This is a genomic window from Achromobacter sp. E1, assembly GCF_037039475.1.
Lineage (GTDB): Bacteria > Pseudomonadota > Gammaproteobacteria > Burkholderiales > Burkholderiaceae_B > Achromobacter > Achromobacter mucicolens.
This window is the reverse complement of the sequence record NZ_CP146253.1, coordinates 4,535,304-4,556,428: the sequence shown is the minus strand read 5'-3', so window position 1 is coordinate 4,556,428 and position 21,125 is coordinate 4,535,304. Positions and strand designations below refer to the sequence as shown.

Annotated in this window: 20 protein-coding genes; 5 read left to right on the top strand and 15 right to left on the bottom strand. The window is 66.6% G+C overall.

What is annotated here, in order from left to right; translation table 11 throughout:
- Nucleotide 1: 1 nt before the first annotated feature.
- The 5 genes from lnt to miaB form a co-directional block, all read right to left on the bottom strand.
- Complete coding sequence (gene lnt / locus V6V88_RS21175) at nucleotides 2-1,630, bottom strand: apolipoprotein N-acyltransferase (RefSeq protein ID WP_338616223.1); 1,629 nt, start codon at nucleotides 1,628-1,630, stop codon at nucleotides 2-4.
- Complete coding sequence (locus V6V88_RS21170; protein ID WP_338616221.1) at nucleotides 1,627-2,517, bottom strand: transporter associated domain-containing protein; 891 nt, start codon at nucleotides 2,515-2,517, stop codon at nucleotides 1,627-1,629. Before V6V88_RS21170 ends, lnt begins: the two co-directional genes overlap by 4 nt.
- 155 nt (nucleotides 2,518-2,672) lie before the next feature.
- Nucleotides 2,673-3,146 carry an rRNA maturation RNase YbeY gene (gene ybeY / locus V6V88_RS21165; RefSeq protein WP_056326604.1) on the bottom strand — a complete coding sequence of 158 codons (474 nt, stop codon included), beginning with the start codon at nucleotides 3,144-3,146 and terminating at the stop codon, nucleotides 2,673-2,675.
- Nucleotides 3,136-4,161: a PhoH family protein gene (locus V6V88_RS21160; protein WP_062838754.1), complete on the bottom strand. Its 1,026-nt coding sequence runs from the start codon at nucleotides 4,159-4,161 to the stop codon at nucleotides 3,136-3,138. Before V6V88_RS21160 ends, ybeY begins: the two co-directional genes overlap by 11 nt.
- Nucleotides 4,158-5,612, bottom strand: coding sequence for a tRNA (N6-isopentenyl adenosine(37)-C2)-methylthiotransferase MiaB (gene miaB, locus V6V88_RS21155; RefSeq protein ID WP_338616219.1), 1,455 nt, complete (start codon nucleotides 5,610-5,612; stop codon nucleotides 4,158-4,160). Before miaB ends, V6V88_RS21160 begins: the two co-directional genes overlap by 4 nt.
- A 171-nt stretch (nucleotides 5,613-5,783) precedes the next feature.
- Between miaB and V6V88_RS21150 the strand changes: the two genes are divergently transcribed.
- A complete protein-coding gene (locus tag V6V88_RS21150) occupies nucleotides 5,784-6,551 on the top strand; it encodes a phosphatase PAP2 family protein (protein ID WP_338616217.1) in 768 nt (255 codons plus the stop codon).
- A 96-nt stretch (nucleotides 6,552-6,647) separates the two neighbouring features.
- Here V6V88_RS21150 and V6V88_RS21145 read toward each other — a convergent pair whose 3' ends face one another.
- From V6V88_RS21145 to queA, 8 genes are all read right to left on the bottom strand, one after another.
- On the bottom strand, nucleotides 6,648-7,325 hold the full coding sequence (locus tag V6V88_RS21145; RefSeq protein WP_338619668.1) for a VOC family protein: 678 nt from the start codon (nucleotides 7,323-7,325) through the stop codon (nucleotides 6,648-6,650).
- A gap of 50 nt (nucleotides 7,326-7,375) precedes the next feature.
- Complete coding sequence (locus V6V88_RS21140; RefSeq protein ID WP_338616215.1) at nucleotides 7,376-7,693, bottom strand: helix-turn-helix transcriptional regulator; 318 nt, start codon at nucleotides 7,691-7,693, stop codon at nucleotides 7,376-7,378.
- Nucleotides 7,690-7,965 carry a type II toxin-antitoxin system RelE/ParE family toxin gene (locus tag V6V88_RS21135; protein ID WP_338616213.1) on the bottom strand — a complete coding sequence of 92 codons (276 nt, stop codon included), beginning with the start codon at nucleotides 7,963-7,965 and terminating at the stop codon, nucleotides 7,690-7,692. The genes V6V88_RS21140 and V6V88_RS21135 overlap by 4 nt, the downstream gene beginning before the upstream one ends.
- Nucleotides 7,966-8,218: 253 nt before the next feature.
- Nucleotides 8,219-9,154 (bottom strand): protein translocase subunit SecF, encoded by a 936-nt coding sequence (gene secF / locus V6V88_RS21130; protein WP_105240232.1) that lies wholly within the window; start codon nucleotides 9,152-9,154, stop codon nucleotides 8,219-8,221.
- Between the two features lie 54 nt (nucleotides 9,155-9,208).
- Nucleotides 9,209-11,089, bottom strand: a complete 1,881-nt coding sequence (gene secD, locus V6V88_RS21125; RefSeq protein ID WP_062838758.1) for a protein translocase subunit SecD — start codon at nucleotides 11,087-11,089, stop codon at nucleotides 9,209-9,211.
- 108 nt (nucleotides 11,090-11,197) lie between these two features.
- Nucleotides 11,198-11,542, bottom strand: coding sequence for a preprotein translocase subunit YajC (gene yajC, locus V6V88_RS21120; protein ID WP_042794815.1), 345 nt, complete (start codon nucleotides 11,540-11,542; stop codon nucleotides 11,198-11,200).
- A gap of 232 nt (nucleotides 11,543-11,774) precedes the next feature.
- Nucleotides 11,775-12,911 carry a tRNA guanosine(34) transglycosylase Tgt gene (gene tgt / locus V6V88_RS21115; RefSeq protein ID WP_062838759.1) on the bottom strand — a complete coding sequence of 379 codons (1,137 nt, stop codon included), beginning with the start codon at nucleotides 12,909-12,911 and terminating at the stop codon, nucleotides 11,775-11,777.
- Complete coding sequence (gene queA / locus V6V88_RS21110) at nucleotides 12,908-13,966, bottom strand: tRNA preQ1(34) S-adenosylmethionine ribosyltransferase-isomerase QueA (protein ID WP_062838793.1); 1,059 nt, start codon at nucleotides 13,964-13,966, stop codon at nucleotides 12,908-12,910. The genes tgt and queA overlap by 4 nt, the downstream gene beginning before the upstream one ends.
- Before the next feature lie 203 nt (nucleotides 13,967-14,169).
- Between queA and dacB the strand changes: the two genes are divergently transcribed.
- On the top strand, nucleotides 14,170-15,618 hold the full coding sequence (gene dacB, locus V6V88_RS21105) for a D-alanyl-D-alanine carboxypeptidase/D-alanyl-D-alanine-endopeptidase (protein ID WP_338616207.1): 1,449 nt from the start codon (nucleotides 14,170-14,172) through the stop codon (nucleotides 15,616-15,618).
- Between the two features lie 122 nt (nucleotides 15,619-15,740).
- Complete coding sequence (gene upp / locus V6V88_RS21100) at nucleotides 15,741-16,376, top strand: uracil phosphoribosyltransferase (RefSeq protein ID WP_223572436.1); 636 nt, start codon at nucleotides 15,741-15,743, stop codon at nucleotides 16,374-16,376.
- Between the two features lie 79 nt (nucleotides 16,377-16,455).
- On the opposite strand, the gene cysG is transcribed toward upp, so the two are convergent.
- Together cysG and V6V88_RS21090 are read right to left on the bottom strand one after the other, a co-directional pair.
- Nucleotides 16,456-17,865 carry a siroheme synthase CysG gene (gene cysG / locus V6V88_RS21095; protein ID WP_142053778.1) on the bottom strand — a complete coding sequence of 470 codons (1,410 nt, stop codon included), beginning with the start codon at nucleotides 17,863-17,865 and terminating at the stop codon, nucleotides 16,456-16,458.
- A gap of 115 nt (nucleotides 17,866-17,980) precedes the next feature.
- Entirely contained in the window at nucleotides 17,981-18,562 is a 582-nt protein-coding gene (locus tag V6V88_RS21090; protein WP_056326624.1) for an ANTAR domain-containing protein, read from the bottom strand.
- Nucleotides 18,563-18,967: 405 nt separating this feature from the next.
- On the opposite strand from V6V88_RS21090, the gene V6V88_RS21085 reads away from it, so the two are divergent.
- Both V6V88_RS21085 and ntrB read left to right on the top strand, forming a co-directional pair.
- Entirely contained in the window at nucleotides 18,968-20,266 is a 1,299-nt protein-coding gene (locus tag V6V88_RS21085; protein ID WP_338616203.1) for a CmpA/NrtA family ABC transporter substrate-binding protein, read from the top strand.
- 26 nt (nucleotides 20,267-20,292) lie between these two features.
- Nucleotides 20,293-21,123, top strand: coding sequence for a nitrate ABC transporter permease (ntrB, locus tag V6V88_RS21080; RefSeq protein WP_338616201.1), 831 nt, complete (start codon nucleotides 20,293-20,295; stop codon nucleotides 21,121-21,123).
- Nucleotides 21,124-21,125: the final 2 nt, after the last annotated feature.

Sequence of the window (21,125 nt, the reverse complement as noted above, 5' to 3'; positions counted from 1 at the left end):
ATCAGCCGCGGCGCGGGCGGCGGGCGCTGCCCACCGCGGCGATGAGGGCCAGGCCGATCAGCGCGAGCGCGGTCTTGTCCCCAAAACGCGCGTAGGGCGTCAGCCCCGTCATGCCTTGGACGGAGACGGGCAGCACGCCCGCCTGCAGCGGCGCGAGCTGGGCGGCAACGTGGCCCTTCGCATCGATGGCAGCGGTGATGCCCGTATTGGTGGCGGTCAGCATCGGACGCGCGGTTTCGATGGTGCGCAGCCGGCCGATCTGCAAGTGTTGGCGCAGCGCCCAGCTGTCGCCGAACCAGCCCAGGTTGCTGACGTTGACCAGGATGGTCGCACCCGGCTCGCCGTTGGGGCCGGGCTGCAAGGCGGGCAGCAGGTCGGGGCCGAAGAGGTCTTCGTAGCAGATGTTGAAGGCGATGTGCTGGCCGCCGACGGCAAAGGGTGTCTGGCGTTCGCCGCCCCGGTCGAAGTCGCCCAGCGGAATGTTGAGCATCTCGACGAACCAGTGAAAGCCGGGCGGCACGTACTCGCCCCACGGCACGAGATGACGTTTGTCGTAGCGCATGGCGGTATTGCCGCCCAGCAGCTGTTCGACCGGCGTGGCGCCGTCAAAGCCGATGACGCTGTTGGTGTAGCGTTCGCGGCCGTCCACGCGATCGTGCAGCGGCACGCCCATCGCGATGACGGTGTTGCGCTGGCGGGCCAGGTCGCGCCAGACCTCCCAGACCCGCGGATCGAGCTGATCCTGGAAGATGGGCAGCACGGTTTCGGGCAGGATGATCAGTTGCGGCGCGGGCACGCCGGGCGCGGGCGGCATGGCCGTCAGATCAAGGTGGCGCCGCACGCTCTGCTCGAGAAGCGCCGGATCGAATTTCTGGGATTGTCCGATGTTGCCCTGCACGAGGCGCACGTTCAGCGGGTCGCCCACGGGCGCCGACCAGTCGATGCGCGACAGCGGCCAGCCCGCCCCGGCCAGCGCCAGTGCGATGCCGGCGGCCAGCGCGTGGCGTGGGGCCACGCCGGCCTTGCGGGAGGGCTGCCAGAGGCTCGCGGCGGCGGCCGCGATAAACGCGGCCAGGAACGCCATGCCGTGCACGCCGACGAGCGGCGCCCAGCCCGCGATGGGGCTGTCGACCTGCGCGTAGCCGATATTCAGCCACGGAAAGCCGGTCAGGAACACCGCGCGCAGCCATTCGAACGCGGCCCACATCGCGGCCCAGGCCAGCGTGGCGGTCAGGATGCGGGAGGGCGTGGCGTCCGGGGCAAGCGGCGCGTAGCGGCGCGCCAGCGCGTTGGCGGTGGCGGGAAACAGGGCCAGGAAGGCCGACAGCGCCAGCACGGCGGCAACGGCCAGCGGCGCGGCCAGATCGCCGTAGCGGTGCAGGCTGATGAAGATCCAGTACAGCCCCAGCGCATAGCTGGCGAAGCTGAATAGCCAGCCGCGCAGCCAAGCCTGACGGGCAGACGGGGCGTACAGCGTGACGCGGGCCAGCACCGCCAGCGCGGCGAGCTGGGTGAACGCCAGCGCCCATCCGGGCAGCGGGCCGGGGGCAAAGGTCAGGGCGTGGACGGCGCCCGCCAGCACGAGGCCGGCGGCGCCGCGCAGGATTCGGCTGCGCGCAGTGCTGGTCATGCGTCGTTGGCGGGTGCTGCGGACTGCGGAGCGGCAAGGCGCTTGACGCGCAGCCAGATGGCCCGGCGGGCATCGCCGCGCGCCACTTCCAGGCGCAGGCCTTCGATGTCGGCGTGGTCGCCGCGGCGCGGGATGCGGCCGAGCTGACCGCCCATCCAGCCGCCGACGCTGTCGTACTCGTCGTCGGGCAAGTGGCAGCCGAATACTTCATTGAAGTGCGAGATGTCGGTGGCCGCGAGCACGCGCCACTGGTTTTCGCCTTCAGGGAAGATGGAGTCTTCCTCGGTTTCGTCGAACTCGTCTTCGATGTCGCCGACGATCTGTTCCAGCACGTCTTCCATCGTGACCAGCCCGGAAATGCCGCCGTGCTCGTCGATGACGATGGCCTGGTGGTTGCGGCTGGCGCGGAACTCATGCAGCAGCACGTTCAGGCGCTTGGATTCGGGAATGAACACGGCCGGGCGAACCAGCGAGCGCACTTCGATGTTGGGTTCCAGCATGCAGCGCAGCAGATCCTTGGCGAGCAGGATGCCGATGATGTTGTCGCGATCGCCCTCGTAGACGGGGAACCGCGAATGCGCGGTTTCGATTACCGAGGCCACCAGGTAGGGAATGGGCTGCGTGACATCGAGCAGATCCATGCGCGAGCGCGGGACCATGATGTCGCCGACAGTGCCCTCGGACACGGCTAGCGCGCCCTTGATCATCTTGTACGACTCCGCGTCGAGCAGATCGCGCTCGTGCGCGGCTTCGAGGACGGCCTTGATGCCTTCGCGGTCCTCGGGCTCTCGGCGCACAAGGGAAAGCAGGCGGTCTAGGAGGGATTTGGTGGCGGGTTTGGCAGAGCGAGCGGAAGTCGCTTCGGGAGCAGGGTAAGGGTCAGACATCGTCCGGAAGGACAAGTTATGGAGGAGCCAGCATAACCGATACTGGCCCATCGTTTGTAACGCCAACCGGGAAAATGGGTGCATTGGACGCGATCTGCGCCTTGCTGCACGCCATTTTCCGGCAATTTCTCAGGGTTGACCCGGAGCCGCTGCGCTCAGGCGGCGACGTAGGGGTCGGCAATGCCCATTTGCGCAAGGGTGGCGGTTTCCAGGGCTTCCATGCGCTTGGCCTCGCGCGCCTTGATGTGGTCGTAGCCCAGCGAATGCAGCACCCCGTGGATGGTGAGGTGGGCGGCGTGGTCCAGCAAGGGCTTGCGCTGTTCGCGGGCTTCGCGCACCAGCACGGGCACGCACATGACGATGTCGCCGCGGGCCACGCCCAGCGGGTCGACGCCGTACTCGAAGGTCAGCACGTTGGTGGCGTAGTCGCGGCCGCGGAAGTCGCGGTTCAGGCGGCGGCCTTCGGCCGCGCCGACCAGCCGCAGGCTGAGTTCGGCGGCCGAGAACGCGACCAGGCCGTCTTCATGGGCGGCGCCCAGCGCGCGTTCGGCCCAGCGGCGCAGGCGCCAACGGGGCAGGCGGGCTTCCTCGACCCCGTACTGCACGGACAGGGACAGCTCAGGCTTCATCTTCGGCGGCGCGGTCGTAGGCGTCGACGATGCGGGCGACCAGGGGGTGGCGCACGACATCGCGGCTGGTGAACTTGGTGGTGGCGATGCCCTGGACGTCATGCAGCACTTTCACCGCATGCGCCAGCCCGCTGACCTGACCGCGCGGCAGGTCGACCTGCGAGGGGTCGCCGGTGATGACCGCCTTACTGCCAAAGCCGATGCGCGTAAGGAACATCTTCATCTGCTCGGGCGTCGTGTTCTGCGCCTCGTCCAGGATGACGAAGGCGTGGTTCAGCGTGCGCCCGCGCATGTAGGCCAGCGGCGCGATCTCGATGGTCTGCTTCTCGAACAGGCGCTGCACCTTTTCGAAGCCCATCAGGTCGTACAGCGCGTCATACAGCGGGCGCAGGTACGGATCGACCTTCTGCGCCAGGTCGCCGGGCAGAAAGCCCAGGCGTTCGCCGGCTTCGACGGCGGGGCGGGTCAGCACCAGGCGCTGCACCGTGTCGCGCTCCATGGCGTCGATGGCGCAGGCCACGGCCAGCCAGGTCTTGCCCGTGCCGGCAGGGCCGACGCCGAACGTGATGTCGTGTTTGAGGATGTTGTTCAGGTAGTCGCGCTGGCGCGGTGTGCGCGGACGCAGGTCGCTGCGCTTGGTGCGCAGTGCGATGCCGTCGCTTTCGTCGTCCAGGGAGGGCAGGGCATCGAGTTCCTGGGCCTGCTCTTCCTTGAGTTTGTCTTCCTGGCGGCCCACGCCGATCTCGACCAATCCCAGCTGGATGTCGTCGATGGACAGGGCGCGGTGCACGGCCTGTTCGTGGAACCGGCGCAGGATGCGGCTAGCCAGTTCGGCCCGCTCGCCTTCGATGGTGACGCGGCTGCCGCGGCGCGACAGTTTGACCGTCATGCCGTCGGCAAGCTGCCGCAGGTTTTCGTCCAGGGGGCCGCAGAGGTTGGCCAGGTGGGTGTTGTCGCCGTCCAGGGTGACGATGACGGGCATGCTGCGACGCGCGCGGGAGCGGGGAGTGGTCATTCAGCCTCTTGCGATGTGCGGTCCACGTCGGCAACCCGGGCGCGCAGGGAGTTCGTGTGCGCCTCGGTGATGATGACGTCGACCATTTGTCCGATGAGCCGCGCGGGCGCGGGGAAATTGACGATGCGGTTGTTTTCGGTGCGGCCCATGAGTTCGTTCGGGTCGCGGCGCGAGGGACCTTCCACCAGCAGGCGCTGGCGCGTGCCCACCATGTTGCGGGCAATCGTTGCCGCCTGTTCGTTGATGAGCGCTTGCAGGCGCTGCAGGCGGCGCAGCTTCACGTCCTGCGGGGTGTCGTCCGTCAGGTCGGCGGCGGGCGTGCCCGGGCGGCGCGAATACACGAACGAGAACGACGTATCGAAGCCGACGTCCTCGATCAGCTTGAGCGTCTTTTCGAAGTCTTCCTCGGTCTCGCCGGGAAAGCCCACGATGAAGTCGGAGGACAGCGTGAGATTCGGGCGGGCGGCGCGCAGGCGGCGCACCACCGACTTGAATTCCAGGGTGGTGTAGCCGCGCTTCATGCTGGCCAGCACGCGGTCGCTGCCGGCTTGCACAGGCAGATGCAGGAACGAGACCAGCTTGGGCAGGCGGGCGTAGGCGTCCACCATGCGCTGGGTCATTTCCTTGGGGTGAGACGTCGTGTAGCGGATGCGCTCGATGCCGGGGATCTCGTGCACGTATTCCAGCAGCATCGCAAAGTCCGCGATCTCGTCGGAATCGGTCATGCGGCCGCGGTAGGCGTTCACGTTCTGGCCCAGCAGCGTCACTTCCTTGACGCCCTGGTCGGCCAGGTCGGCCACTTCGATCAGTACGTCGTCGAACGGACGCGAGACCTCTTCGCCGCGCGTGTAAGGCACGACGCAGAAGCTGCAGTACTTGCTACAGCCTTCCATGATGGACACGAACGCCGTGGCGCCGTCGACGCGCGGCGGCGGCATGTTGTCGAATTTCTCGATCTCGGGAAAGCTGATGTCGACCTGCGAGCGGCCTTCGTCGCGGCGGCGCTTGATCAGGTCGGGCAGGCGGTGCAGCGTCTGCGGGCCGAACACCACGTCGACGTACGGCGCGCGCTTGACGATGGCTTCGCCCTCCTGGCTGGCCACGCAGCCGCCCACGCCGATGACCAGGTTCGGATTGGTCTTCTTCAGGTGCTGCACGCGGCCCAGGTCCGAAAACACCTTTTCCTGCGCCTTTTCGCGCACCGAACAGGTGTTGAACAGGATGACGTCCGCCTCTTCGGGGTTGTCGGTCAGTTCGAGCCCGCCCTGGCCCTCGCGCAGCACGTCTGCCATCTTGTCCGAGTCGTACTCGTTCATCTGGCAGCCGAAGGTGCGGATGTACAGCTTGCGGGGGGAGCCGGCGCCGTGAACGGCCGAAGGCAGGACGGGGGAGCCGCCGTCGCGGGTTTCGCCGGGGACATTGCCCGCGCGCTTGAGAGAAGTTTCTTGCATGATGGTCGCCGTGACGGGTGTAGATCCCGGGGGCTGGAAAGAGGGGAAAGGCGGAATTTTAACCCTTGCCCAAAAATTGTTTCTTGGTCGGGCGCGCGTTGGCCGTTACGATAGCGGTCCGAGCGCCGGGTGGCGCCGGCAAGATCTCCTTTTTATGCTCGTGCGGAACCGATGAATTCCAATCGCCTCACGCCTGCGGCAGCCACTCCGTCCCTCGATGGCGACGCCGGTTCCGCCGTCCAGGACGAATACCGAAATCCCTATCCCACGTCGGTGTGGGCGCTGCTGGCAGGCGCACTGGCGCTGGCCGCGGCTGCCTGCGCGTTGTGGGTCGACCTGCCGCTCGCGATCTGGATCCAGCAATCGGTGTCGGCTGGCGTGGACCAGTCGTTTGAATGGGTGGGCGAGCTGGGTGAAAGCGGCCATTACATCGTCATGGCGCTGGCGTTCTACGTGATCGGTCTGGTGGGTCTGGCGCGAGGATGGCGCAATCCGCTGCGCGTCAGTTATGCCGCCATGGCACGTGGCAGCCTGCTGATGCTGTCGACGATGGCGGTGGGCGGGCTGGTGGTGCTGGTACTCAAGCGCACCGTGGCCCGCGCGCGCCCCGAGCTGTATTTCGAACAGGGCATCTACGGCCTGGGCGAATCGTTTTCCCGCGCCCAGCAGTTCAATTCCTTTCCTTCCAGCCACACCTACGCCGCCTTTGCCGTGGCGGTGGTGCTGGGCATCCTGGCACCCCGCGGGCGCTGGATTTTTCTGCTGCTGGCGGCGCTGGTGGCGATCAGCCGGCTGGTGAACCTGGATCACTATCTGTCGGACGTGATGACGGCCGGCGGCATCGCCGTGCTGGTCGGCCACTATCTGGCCCCCCGGGTGCTCGGCAGCAAGTACCAATGGCCGCTGCGCGCCCCGTGGCGCTGGTGGAAGAAAGCCTGAGGCAGGGCTTGGGAAGCAGACAAGGCCGCGGAATCCGCGGCCTTTTTTCCGTCCGGTGACGGAATGCCGGTTTAAAACGGGGCCGGCGCGTGCGTGTCAGGCCAGCACTTTGACCCCGGACGGCGTTTCGATCTGCGCACGCAGGCGGGGCGGGCCGTCGGCCTGCTCGACGTCGATCAGGCTCTCCGCGCCCATCCACGCCAACCCCTGGCGCAGCAGCGAGGCGCGGGGATGGCAGCCGGTCAGGCGGAGCAAGCGCAGCGGCTGGCGCGGCAGGGTCGCACCCGGCGGATTCTCGACGTCCCATTGGATCAGCGTGGGCAGCAGGCCTTCGCCGGCTTCGTAGCCGGCCTCGCGCCACGCCGGCAGGCTGCCGTCTTCCGGCACGGTCAGGCGCCAGCGCAGGTCGCCGCGCGTCATGGCGATGGCGGGCGGCAGCCGGTCAGGGTGCTCGGCCTGCATGCGCGTCAGGTCCAGCGGCGCCTCGACACGCGCGGCCCAGTGCGCCAGGAACGGTCCCTGTTCGAGACGCGCGCGCACGTCGCCCTGGTCCAGCCCGAACCAGCGGGGGCGCTCGAGCGCCGGCGCGTCGGGATCGATCGCGATGACTTCCAGATACACGCCGTCCGCCATGCCCAGCACCCGGTTATGGGTGCCCATGCGCGGATGCGCGCCGCCGCCCTGCGGCGCGATGCCCAGCAGTCCGGCGACATATTCGGTACCGCTGGCGAGGTCCGCGGCGGCGATGACGAGGTGGTCGATGGTGAGTTTCATGAGGGGCATGGTAACGAATGGGCGCTCGTTCGTCCGGTTCGGTGTTTGTGTCAAGCCGCGACGGAGATGCCGGCCGCGTCAGACCGGCGGGCTTTGCGCACACGGATTTCAACATGCTGATCCAGCGATACCAGCGCCTGCATCACCCGTTCCAAGGAAATGTTCTGGAGCTTGTACCGCCGCATTTGAGAGATTTTGGGTTGCGTCATTCCGGTCAGCGCAGCGACCTCCCGCTGGCTCAGGGCACGCTGATCGATCAAATCGTTGAACCTGATGGCCAGCTGGACCTTTGCGGTCAACTCGGCCGCGTCGTCAAAGCCAAGGTTATAGAGCACATTTTGCGTGCCGGGATGGGGCGTGCGGGTCATGGAGCGCTCCGGTGGGGATGTTGCCGAACCATTGCACGCTTCAGCCGGCTTGATATGAGATCAAGGTCGGTCTGGGGCGTGCTGATGCCCGACTTGGATTTTTTCTGAAATGCATGCAGTACATGGATGGCGGTGCCGATCTTCATTGCGTAGGCAGTCCGATACGCATTGCCTCGCTCAGTTTCGGCAAGCTGATAAACGCCCGGCCCCAGCCCTTTCATGGCTTTTGCAGCATCGGGCCAACGGCCGCATTGCAGGGTGTACAGCGACATTCCCATTCGCTTTTGCACGGGGAGCGGGAACGCCTTGAAGTCCTTTCTGGAAGATCCTTCCCAGTAGAGAAGCTTGGGTTTTTCTGCCCACACGATATACCTGTTCGGATATATAAATCAACCGCCGTGGCGGGGGATCGGACAAACTAACCAAAAACGGTAGGGTGGACTATTCGTGCTCGCCGCACCTGCCCGTGCCCCAAAAGAAAAACCCGTCGCAAGCGACGGGTTCTTGGTGTCAGGGCCGGGGCGATCAGGCGACTTCGCCTTCCTCGCCTTCCTTCTTGACCGGCTTGATCAGGTCTTCGCGCTTGACGCCCATCCACATGGCCAGCGCGGCGGCGACGAACACCGACGAGTAGATGCCGAACCAGATGCCGATGGTCAGGGCCATGGCGAAGTAGTGCAGGGTGGGGCCGCCGAAAAACAGCATGGCCAGCACCATCATCTGGGTCGAACCGTGGGTGATGATGGTCCGCGAGATGGTCTGGGTGATGGCGCTGTTGATGACTTCGTGCACGTCCGCCTTGCGGTACTTGCGGAAGTTTTCGCGGATCCGGTCCATGATGACCACGGATTCGTTCACGGAGTAGCCCAGCACGGCCAGCACGCCGGCCAGCACCGCCAGCGAGAACTCCCACTGGAAGAACGCGAAGAAGCCCAGGATGATGACCACGTCGTGCAGGTTGGCGATCACGCCGGCCACCGCGAACTTCCATTCGAAGCGGAAGCCCAGGTAGACCATGATGCCGATCACCACGACCAGCAGCGCCATGAGGCCGTTGTGCAGCAGTTCCTGACCGACCTGCGGGCCCACGAATTCGACGCGGCGCAGTTCGACGCCTGAATCGGCGGTCTTCAGCGCGGCCATGACGGTTTCGCTTTGCGTGGCGGACGTCTGGCCTTCCTGCAGGGGCAGGCGGATCATGACGTCGTGCGACGTGCCGAAGTTCTGGACCTGGAAGTCGGTGTAGCCCAGCTTGGACACCACGCCGCGCACGTTTTCAAGCTGCGCCGTCTGGGCGTAGTTGACTTCCATGACCGTGCCGCCGGTGAATTCGATCGACAGGTGAAAGCCGCGGGTGACGATGAAAAAGACCGCCAGCAGGAAGGTGACGAGACTGATGATGTTCAGCACCAGCGCATGGCGCATGAACGGGATGGTGCGGTGAATCCGGAAAAATTCCATTTTTCGCCTTCGGTTCTTTTCTGTGGCGGACGGCCGGGGCCATCCGCCTTATTTTCAGTTTGCCTTCGGCTTCCAGACTTCGCCGATGGAGATCGAGGTGAGCTTCTTCTTGCGGCCGTAGTACAGATTGGCCAGCGCGCGCACGCCCACGACCGACGAGAACATCGAGGTCAGGATGCCCAGGCAGTGAACCACCGCGAAGCCCCGGATCGGGCCCGAACCGAACGCCAGCAGCGCCAGGCCCACGATCAGCGTGGTCAGGTTCGAGTCGAGGATGGTGCCCCACGCGCGTTCGAAGCCTTGATGGATGGCCTGCTGGGGTGTGGCCCCCGAGCGCAGTTCTTCGCGTATGCGCTCGTTGATCAGCACGTTCGAGTCGATGGCCATGCCCAGTGTCAGCGCAATGGCCGCGATGCCGGGCAGGGTCAGCGTGGCCTGCAGCATGGACAGGAGCGCCAGCAGCAGCAGCACGTTGAACGTCAGGCCGATCGCGGAGAACACGCCGAACAGGTGGTAGTAGATGATGATGAACGCGGCGATGGCCAAAAAGCCGTACAGCGTCGAGTTAAAGCCCTTGGAAATGTTGTCGGCGCCAAGGCTCGGGCCGATGGTGCGTTCCTCGATGATGGACATCGGCGCGGCCAGCGCGCCGGCGCGCAGCAACAGGGCGGTGTCGGCGGCTTCCTCGGACGTCATGCTGCCCGAGATCTGCACCTGGCCGCCCGCGATTTCGCCGCGGATGACGGGCGCGGTGACCACTTCGCCCTTGCCGTTTTCGAACAGCAGGATGGCCATGCGCTTGTTGATGTTGTCGCGGGTGACGTCGCGGAAGATGCGGGCGCCCTTGGAGTCCAGCGTCAGGTGGACGGCGGCCTGCTGGGTCTGCGAATCGCGGCCCGGTTGGGCGTCCTGCAGGTTTTCACCGGTCAGGATGACCTGGCGGCGGACCAGGATGGGACGGCCGTCACGGTCGTTGTAGCGCTCCAGACCAAAGGGGACGCTGCCGCCCAGCAGCGCGGCCTGCGCGGCGGGGGAGTCGTCGACCATGCGGATTTCCAGAGTGGCGGTGCGGCCCAGCAGTTCCTTGGCCTTGGCCACGTCCTGCACGCCAGGCAATTGCACGATGATGCGGTCCGACCCCTGTTGCTGGATGACCGGCTCGGCCACGCCCAGTTCGTTGATGCGGTTGTGCAGCGTGTTGATGTTCTGCTTGAGCGCGGAATCCTGCACGCGGGTGACGGCGGCCGGGTTCAGGGCGGCCATCAGCAGCTGCTTGCCGTTTTCTTCGCGTTCGGTGAATTCCAGGTCGGGCAGGCGCGAGCGCAGCGTCGAGATGGCGCGGTCGCGGTCGTCGGAATTGGCGAAGGTGGCGGCAATGCCCATGCCGGAGCGTTCGACGCCGGCCACGGGGATCTTCTGGTCGCGCAGCACCGAGCGCACGTCGGCAGCCAGGGAATCATAGCGGGCGGTCAGGGCGCCCTGCATGTCGACCTGCAGCAGGAAGTGCACGCCACCGCGCAAGTCCAGGCCCAGGTACATGGGCTTGGGGGCGAACCAGCCCAGCGCGCGCATCCAGGGCGGCGAGGCGGGCAAGAGGTTCAGCGCCACGGTGTAGTGCGGGTCGCCGGGAACGGTATTGAGCGATTTTTCGATCAGGTCGCGGGCCTGCAACTGCACGTCGGTCGACGGGAAGCGGGCGCGAACGGTGCCGAGCGTGCCGTTCAGTTCGAAATAGGCGCCGTCGTTGGGAATCTTGGCATCGGCCAGGATCTGTTCCACGCGCGCCAGCACGGTCGGGTCGACCTTGACGGTGGCCTTGGCGCTGGACACCTGGACGGCGGGGGACTCGCCGTAGAAATTGGGCAGCGTGTACAGCAGGCCAATGAGGACCGCGACCAGGACCGTAATGTACTTCCAGAGGGGATAGCGGTTCATTGCCGGCTACTTCATTGAAAGAGATGAAAGGGCCGCCCGGGCGAAACGCGGCGGGCGGCGGTAGGCGCCTTCTAGGACAAGAGCCCCGCTGGGGCTCTTCTGGGACGCTTACAGGGCCTTGATGGTTCCCTTGGGCAGGACGGTCGACACCGACGACTTCTGCATGATGACTTCGACGGGCTTGTCGGCCAGTTCGGAGACTTCGACGGTGACGTAGCTGTCGTTGACCTTGGTGACCTTGCCGAGCAGGCCGCCGGCGGTGACGACTTCGTCGCCCTTGGCCAGGGCCGCGATCAGATTGCGGTGTTCCTTCTGGCGCTTCATCTGCGGACGGATCATCAGGAAGTAGAGGATCACGAACATCAGGATGATGGGCAGCATGCCCATCAGCGCATTGCCTTCGGGAGCGGCGGCCTGGGCCACGACGAGGCTGGCGGTATCGATAACGGACATTGAATTCTCCTGCGTTTGAGTCTGTTTGGGTTTATCGCTATGTTTTTGATGCGCCCATCCCCGCGCGAGCCATGGATAGGGCAAGCCGACTATTGTATATAGGTTATCGCCAGCCTTTAACTAGGGCGTCATCCCAGGCGCCGGGCGGCGGTCGCCTGCTACGGCGGCGTGCCTGGTCAAATGGGGGCGAAACCCGCCGGAAAAAGCCCCCGGCGGCGGCTTTTTTACCGGACTACTCCACGCCGCGGGCACGGTCCGCGGCGAACTGGGCGCGCCAGGCGTCAAAACGGCCTTCTGCAATGGCCTCGCGCATTTCCTTCATGATAGTCAGATAGAAGTGCAGGTTGTGCAGCGTGTTCAGGCGCGCGCCGGTAATTTCGTTGGCGCGCTGCAGATGGTGCAGGTATGCGCGCGAGAAATTGCCGCAGGTGTGGCAACTGCAGCTCGGGTCCAGCGGACGGGTATCGTCGCGGTACTTGGCGTTGCGGATCTTGACGTCGCCGAAGCGCGTGAACAGCCAGCCGTTGCGCGCATTGCGGGTCGGCATCACGCAGTCGAACATGTCGACGCCGCGGCTCACGCCCTCGACGAGGTCTTCGGGGGTGCCGACGCCCATCAGGTAACGCGGCGCCTGCGCGGGCAGCTTGGGCGTGACATGCGCCAGGATGCGCATCATGTCTTCCTTGGGCTCGCCCACCGACAGCCCGCCGATCGCGTAGCCGTGAAAGCCGATGTCCTGCAGTCCGGCCAGGGATTCGTCGCGCAGCGACTCGTACATGCCGCCCTGCACTATGCCAAACAGCGCATTCGGGTTGCCCAGACGGTCGAATTCGTCGCGCGAGCGGCGCGCCCAGCGCAGCGACATGCGCATCGAGCGGGCGGCCTCTTCGACGGTGGCGGGGCGGCCGTCGATTTCATAGGGTGTGCACTCGTCGAACACCATGACGATGTCGGAGTTGAGCGAGCGCTGGATGCGCATCGACTCTTCGGGCGTGAGGAACAGGCGCGCGCCGTCGATGGGAGAGGCGAACTTGACGCCTTCCTCGGTGATCTTGCGCATGCCCTGCAGGCTGAACACCTGGAAGCCGCCCGAGTCGGTCAGGATGGGCTTGTCCCACTGCATGAAGCCATGCAGGCCGCCATGCTTTTCCATGATTTCGGTGCCCGGGCGCAGCCACAGGTGGAAAGTGTTGCCCAGCACGATCTGCGAGCCGATTTCCTTGAGCTCGTGCGGCATCATCGCCTTGACGCTGCCGTAGGTGCCCACCGGCATGAAGATGGGAGTCTCGACCACGCCGTGGTTCAGCGTGATGCGGCCGCGGCGGGCGCCGCCGTCGGTGGCGAGCAGTTCGAAGTTGAGTCCGGTCATTGGGCAGGGGTTTCGATGAACATGGCGTCGCCATAGCTGAAAAAGCGGTAGCGCGCGGCGACGGCGTGGGCGTAGGCGCGGCGGATGGGCTCGACGCCGGCCAGCGCCGACACCAGCATCAGCAGGGTCGACTGGGGCAGATGGAAATTGGTGACCAGCGCGTCTACCACACGGTACGCGTAGCCCGGGGTGATGAACAGGCGTGTGTCGCCCTGGGCGGTGGCCAGCGGGACGCCGGGGGCGGTGTGGCCCTCGGTCTGCGCGGCGGCCGATTCCAGGGCGCGCACGCTGGTGGTGCCGACGGCGATCACGCGTCCGCCCTGGGCGCGGGCCGCGGCAATGGCGTCCACGGTGGCCTGGGGCACCGTGAACCATTCCGCGTGCATGACGTGGTCGGCCAGGTTGTCCACGCGCACTGGCTGGAAGGTGCCGGCGCCCACGTGCAGCGTGACGAAGGCGCGGGCCACGCCCAGCCCGGCCAGGCGATCCAGCGTGGGCTGGTCAAAGTGCAGGCCAGCCGTGGGCGCGGCGACCGCGCCGGGTTCGCGCGCGTAGACCGTCTGGTAGCGGTCGTCGTCGCCCGCGTCCGCCGCATGCGTGATGTAGGGCGGCAGCGGCGTGGCGCCGTGCGCGTCCAGCAGGTCGAGCACGGGGCCCGGAAAGCGGATGTCGAAGAGTTCGCCCTCGCGGCCCAGCACGGTGGCCTCGAAGGCGTCGGCCAGGCGCAGCACCATGCCGGGGCCCGGCGACTTGCTGGCGCGCACGTGCGCCAGGACGCGGTCGGGCTCGGTGATGCGTTCGACCAGCACCTCGATCTTGCCGCCGGTGATCTTGTGGCCGGGCAGGCGCGCCTTGATGACGCGGGTGTCGTTGAACACCAGCAGGTCGTTCGGACGCAGCAGGGAGGTCAGGTCGGCGAACTGGCGGTCATGGAGCTGGCTGGCGGCATCCAGGTGCAGCAGGCGGCTGCCCGTGCGCTGGGCGGCGGGCGTCTGCGCAATGAGCTCGGGCGGCAGTTCGTAGTCGAAATCGGAAACGGTGAAGGACTGGGTCACGCGGATATCGGGATGAGTGGCGCCCGTCTGGCGGGCTTGGGGCAACCCGCTATTGTAAAGGGGACCGTTAATAGGGGCGGAACGGCGGCTTGCGCAGTTAAATGCGTCTGCTCCGGCCTTCGGGGCGGCCTCGCGCCGCCCGCAATCCGTCCAGGTTTTGTATGCTCTCGGTTTTGCTGGACGAGCAACCGGGTGGGCGTGCAATGATGGGACAAGTGATCAGGCGGGTGGGCGGACTGAAGCAATGGCTGGCCGGCGGTGTCCTGGCCCTGGCCGCGCACGCCGCCTTTGCGCAGGTTCCGGGACTGCCGCCCGACGTGGTCAAGGCCTGGAAGGCGAGCAAGCTGCCGGAAAGTTCGCTGTCGCTGGTGGTCCAGGAGGTCGGCGGCCCGCGGCTCGTGGCGCTCAATGCGAAGGAAGCCCGCAATCCCGCATCGGTGATGAAACTGGTCACGACCTGGGCGGCGCTGTCCGAGCTGGGGCCCAATTACGTCTGGCGCACCGAATTCATGACGGCGCCCGGCGCGCGTCCCGACGCCAAGGGCGTGCTGGCCGGGCCGCTGTACCTGCGGGCCGGCGGCGATCCCCAATTCCTGATGCAGGACCTGTGGACGCTGCTGCGCGAACTGCGGCTGCGCGGGGTCAAGCAGATCAACGATCTCGTGATCGACCGCAGCATCTTCGGCCAGGTCACCACCGACCCGGGCGCGTTCGACGGCGCGCCCGACCGGGCTTACAACGCCAGCCCGGACGCGCTGATGGTGGGCTTTGGCGCGCTGCGGCTGCTGTTCACGCCGGACCCGGTCGCCAACAAGTGGGTGCCGCTGATCGATCCGCCGCTGCCCGGCCTGAAGATCGAAGGCCAGGTCGAATGGAGCGACGTGCGCTGTCCCGGCCCGCCGGTGGTCACGACCGACCCCCTCATTACCCAGCAGGGCGTCACCATCCGCGTCAACGGCAAGGTGGCCGGTTCCTGCGGCGAGTTCAGCCTGTATCGCCTGGCGCTGTCCCAGCCCGAATACGCCACCGAAGTCTTCCGCATGCTCTGGAAGGAGCTGGGCGGCACGTTCAAGGGACAGGTCCGGTCCGGCATGGTGCCGGCCGACGCCGTGGTGCTGGCCTCGCACGACTCGCCCACGCTGGCCGAGGCGATCCGCCAGATCAACAAGCGCAGCAACAACGTCATGGCGCGCACCCTGCTGCTGACGCTGGGCGCCGAGCGCGGCCGCCGTCCGGCCACCGTCGGCAGCAGCGAGGAAGTGGCCAAGCAGCTTCTGGCCAAGCAGGGGCTGGACATGCCGGAACTGGTCATCGACAACGGCGCCGGCCTGTCGCGCGACGCCCGCGTGTCGGCGGACAGCCTGGCGTCGATGCTGACCGTGGCCTGGAATTCGCCGGTGATGCCGGAATACATTTCGTCCTTCGCCATCGCCGGCGTGGACGGCACCGTGCGCCGCCGCCTGAAGGGCAACGGCACGCTGGGCATGGCCCACCTGAAGACCGGCTCGCTGCGCGACGTGCGCTCGATCGCCGGTTACGTGCTGGGCGCCAGCGGCAAGCGTTACGTGGTCGTCAGCATCGTGAACCACGAGCAGGCAGGCGCCGTCCGCGCCTTTGACGACGCCTTGATCTCCTGGCTCGCCGAACAATAGCCAAAACGATTACGATCCTCTCGTGTGGCTCGCGAGCGGGCGGCGCAGGTGCGCTGCGCCGCGCCGGGTCCGCCTGAGGCCGAAAGCATTCTGACCAACAAATACTCTGGAGAGTTACGCACATGCCCGTGCACGAAATCCGCCATCCGCTGATCCGCCACAAGCTCGGGATCATGCGGCGCGCCGACCTCAGTACCAAGAGCTTCCGTGAACTGTCGCAGGAAGTGGGCGCGCTGCTGACGTACGAAGCGTCCAAGGACCTGCCGCTGGCGCCCGCCATGGTCGAGGGCTGGTGCGGGCAGGTCGAAGTCGAGAAGATCGCCGGCAAGAAAGTCACCGTGGTGCCCATCCTGCGCGCCGGCATCGGCATGCTGGACGGCGTGCTGAGCCTGATCCCGGGCGCCAAGGTCAGCGTCGTGGGCGTGGCTCGCAATGAAGAGACGCTGGAAGCGCACACCTATCTGGAACGCCTGGTGGGCGAACTCGACCAGCGCCTGGCTCTGATCGTCGATCCCATGCTGGCCACGGGCGGTTCGATGGTTGCCGCCATCGACCTGCTCAAGCGCGCCGGCTGCAAGGAGATCCGCGCGCTGGTGCTGGTGGCGGCGCCCGTGGGCATCGACGCGGTGCTCAACAAGCACCCGGACGTGCATATCTACACGGCGTCCATTGACGAGGGTCTGAATGAGCACGGCTACATCATGCCGGGCCTGGGCGACGCCGGCGACCGCATCTTCGGCACGCAGCAAAAGGGCTGAAGACCCATCCGGCCGTGCCCGGCAGGGATGTCGGCCGTGAAGCACCGGCGCCGCGCCGATGCCGAGTCGGACAGCGGTTCTAGGCCGTCAGCGCCGGCTGCCCCAGATGCTGGCCGAACCAGTGCAATTGGGGCGCCAGGCCGGCGACCTCGCCCACGATCAGCAGGGCGGGAGAGCGGACGGCATGGTCGCGGGCCAGTTCCGGCAGTTGCGCGAGCCGTCCCGACACCACGCGCTGTTCGGGCCGGCTGCCGTTCTCGATCAGTGCGAACGGCGTGTCTGGCGAGCGGCCGTGGCGCAGCAGGCGCTGCGTCAGCAGATCAAGCTGGCCCACCCCCATGTAGAACGCCAAGGTCTGCTTTTCGCGCGCCAGCGCGGGCCAATCCAGGTTGTCTTCGTCTTCGCGGCAATGCGCGGTGATGAGGCGCACCGATTGGGCGTGTTCGCGGTGCGTCAGCGGAATGCCGGCATAGGCCGCACAGGCCAGCGCCGCGGTGATGCCGGGCACCACCTCATAGCGCACGCCATGCGCGCGCAAAAACTCCAGTTCCTCGCCGCCGCGGCCAAAAATGAAGGCGTCGCCGCCCTTGAGCCGCACCACGCGGCGGCCCGCCTGCGCGTATTCCACCAGCAGACCATGGATGCGCGCCTGAGTGGCGTGGTGGTTTTCGCCCGGCAGCTTTCCCACGGGCACGCGTTCGGCGTCGCGCCGGGCCAGCGACATGACCTCGTCGCTGACCAGACGGTCGTAAAGAATGACATCTGCTTCGTTCAGCGCGCGCAAGGCCTTGAGCGTCAAGAGTCCCGGATCGCCCGGCCCCGCGCCCACCAGCACGACGCTGCCCTCGGCGGGCGCAATCGGCGCGGCTAACGCGTCGGCCAGCGCAGCTTCGGCCTGCGCCGGCTGCTGCTGGCGCAGAAAGCCCGCGACCGGGCCGTCCAGCAGCCAGTCGTAGAAACGCCGGCGCGCGCCGAGGTCGGGGTGGCTGGCGCGAATGCGCTTGCGGTAGACGGCGGCCAGACCGGCCAGCTGGCCCAGCGTGTGGTCGAACAGCGACTCGATGCGTTCGCGGATGCGGCGCGCCAGCACGGGCGCCACGCCCGACGACGAAATGGCGACGATGACGGGGGAGCGGTCGACGATGGACGGCACCTGGAAGGACGACAGTTCGGGGTCGTCCACCACGTTGCTGAAAATACGGCGCGCCTCGGCGGCCTGGGACACCGCGGCGTTGACCGTCCGATCGTCGGTGGCGGCGACCACCAGCCAGACGTCTTGCAGCCAATCGGGGTTGAACGTCCCGGGCAGGTGGCGCACGCGGCCCTCGGACACAAGCGCCGCCAGCGCGGGCGTCAGTGCCGGCGCGCCCACGACCACGTTTGCGCTGGCTTCCAGCAGGGCCAGGGTCTTGCGCTCGGCGACCGCGCCGCCGCCAACAACGAGTACCAGCCGGTCTGTCAGATCGGCAAAAATCGGGAAAAGCTTCATGTATGCCAGCCTCGGGCGCACCCGGCTCAATGTGGGTCGATGATAGGGACGGGCTCTCATCCCCACAACTTTTGATTTCTTTAATTCATATAGCCATAACTTATTTGGCGGCCCGTCAGGCGCTGCCCAGCCATTGGCTCATCTCGACGACCTCGCGGGCGACCTCGCCCAGCCGCTTCTGGCTCTGCATGGCGCGCTCGCGCAGCAGCCGGTGGGCCTCGTCCTCGGTCACGGCGCGCGTCTTCATCAGGATACCCTTGGCTTTTTCCACCCACTGCCGGTCCGCCAGCCTCAGTTGCGCCTCGCGCAATTCCTCGCGCCGGGTTTTTTCCATGGCGAAGCGCTCGATCGCCACGGTCAGCAGGGGTTCGATGCGGGCGGCCGGCACGTCCCCGACCACGTAGGCGGCAACGCCTGCGCGCAAGGCCGTGCGGATGGTTTCGCGATTGCCGTCGTCGGTGAACATCACGACCGGGCGGTCGCTGTGCGAACTGGCCACACAGATGTTCTCCAGCGTGTCGCGGCCGGGGGCGTCGCTGTCGATCAGCACCACGTCGGCGGCGGACTGCGCGATGCTGGCGGCCAGGTCCGTGCCGGGCGCGACCTCGGCCACGACGTGCACGCCCGCCGCGGCAAGCGTTTGCCGCAGCGACGCCGCGCGTCCCTCGCCATCGTTGAGCAGCATGACCTTCAACATGAAACACCCCCTGTGCGATGACTGATGCAAGTTCCATGCCATCGTTGCCGCGCGCGGCGCGGGGCGCGCGCGCACGATGGCGGGGCGTGCGCCGCACAGCGATGGTGCGGTGCGGCATCGAACTGCGCACCAACTTGGCTCCGCCCCTGAATCAGCCCGGCGAGGCCAGACCGGCGCGGGTTGGGCGCATCGCCAGCGCTGGCGCGGGTTGCGGCGCGGTTTGCGCAGACCGCCAGAAATCTGGCACGGCGATTGCTTGAGTGAAGTCGGGGCGGCCAACGGCGGTCGCCCGACGCAACGCGCCGCATCACGCGGCCAGGGACAACGACGTTCCGCTGCGCCACTGGATAGAGATCCGTGGCGCGCGGAACGTTTTTTTTTGCCGCCACCCGCAAGGAGCCTCGCATGACGCCTATGACCCGCAGTCCCTCGACCGACGCCGCCCGCGCCGACATGACCGCCAATGCCGGCCGCCGCAAATGGCTCAGCGGCACGGCGCGCGCGGTGGCTGGCGCCGGTCTGCTTTCATTGGTCGACCCGCTGGTGCGCGCCGGCGCGTGGGCGGCGGGCACCGACGCCCCGGAAAAGACCGAGGTGAAGATCGGCTTCATCCCGCTGACCGACTGCGCATCGGTGGTGATGGCGTCGGTGCTGGGCATCGACAAGAAATACGGCGTCAAGATCACGCCATCCAAGGAAGCCTCGTGGGCCGCCGTGCGCGACAAGCTCATGAACGGCGAGCTGGACATGGCGCACGTGCTGTATGGCCTGGTCTACGGCGTGCACCTGGGCATCGGCGGACCGAAGAAGGACATGGCCGTGCTGATGAGCCTGAACCAGAACGGACAGGCCATCACCCTATCGAACAAGCTGCTGGAAGCCGGCGCGCGCGACGGCGAATCGCTCGCCAAGCTGATGGCCGCGGACAAGCGCGAATACACGTTCGCGCAGACCTTTCCGACCGGCACGCACGCGATGTGGCTGTATTACTGGCTGGCGGCGCATGGCATCAATCCCATGAAGGACGCCAAGGTGATCACCGTGCCGCCGCCGCAGATGGTGGCCAACATGCGGGTGGGCACCATGGATGGCTACTGCGTGGGCGAGCCCTGGGGGGCGCGCGCCATCATGGACAAGATCGGCTTCACCACGGTGACGTCGCAGGGCATCTGGACGGACCACCCCGAAAAGGTCCTGGGCGCCACCGCCAACTTCGTGACCCGCAATCCGAATACCGCGCGTGCCGTCACCGCCGCGATCCTGGAAGCCGGCAAGTGGATCGACGCGTCGCCCGAAAACCGCCGCAAGACGGCCGAAACCATCGCCGCCAAATCCTACGTCAACACGGACGCCAGCGGCATCGTGGACCGCATGCTGGGCCAGTACGACGACGGCCTGGGCAAGAAATGGTCGGACGCGCACGCCATGCGCTTTTACGCCGACGGCGCCGCCAACTTTCCATACCTGAGCGACGGCATGTGGTTCCTGACGCAGCACAAGCGCTGGGGCTTGCTCAAGGAACACCCGGACTACCAGGCGATTGCCACGCAGATCAACCGCATCGACCTCTACAAGCAGGCCGCGCAGGCCGCGGGCGTTGCGCTGCCTGCCAGTGAGACGCGCACGTCCACGCTGATCGACGGTGTGGTGTGGGACGGCAGCAATCCCGCGGCCTATGCCGACGGTTTCAAGGTCAAGGCCTGACGGCCGCTACGAGAAGGGGACTGGCGATGTCTACCGTAACGATGACAAGCCGCGGCACCGAATTTGCCGCGCTGTGGCGGGAACGCCTGGAATCGGCGTTGAAGGCCGTGGTGGGGCCGGTTGCCGGCTTTGCGCTCTTTGTGCTGGTCTGGCAGGTGGTGGCGATGCGCATCCCGGAGATTCCGACGCCCGGGGTCACGTGGCATGCGGCCGTGGAACTGTTCGCCGATCCGTTCTATGACAACGGTCCGAACGACAAGGGCATCGGCTGGAACCTGCTGGCTTCGCTGGAACGCGTGGCGGCGGGATTCGGGCTGGCGGCGCTGGTCGGCATCCCCGTGGGCTTTGCGATCGGCCGCTACGCCGCGGTGCGCGCGATGTTCTCGCCCATCGTCAGCCTGTTGCGGCCGGTGTCGCCGCTGGCGTGGCTGCCGCTTGGGCTTCTGCTGTTCAAGGCGGCCAATCCGGCCGCGATCTGGGCCATCTTCATCTGTTCGATCTGGCCGATGATCATCAACACCGCGGTGGGCGTGTCGCGCGTGCCGCAGGATTACCTGAACGTGGCGCGCGTGCTGAACCTGTCCGAATGGAAGGTCACGACCAAGGTGTTTTTGCCCGCGGTGCTGCCCTACATGCTGACCGGCGTGCGGCTGTCCATCGGCACCGCATGGCTGGTGATCGTGGCCGCCGAAATGCTGACGGGCGGCACGGGCATCGGCTTCTGGTTGTGGGACGAGTGGAACAACCTGAAGGTCGAGCACATCGTCATCGCCATTTTCGTGATCGGCATCGTGGGGCTGCTGCTGGAGACCCTGCTAGTCGCGCTGGCCCGCCGTTTCACCTACACCGAGGAATAGCG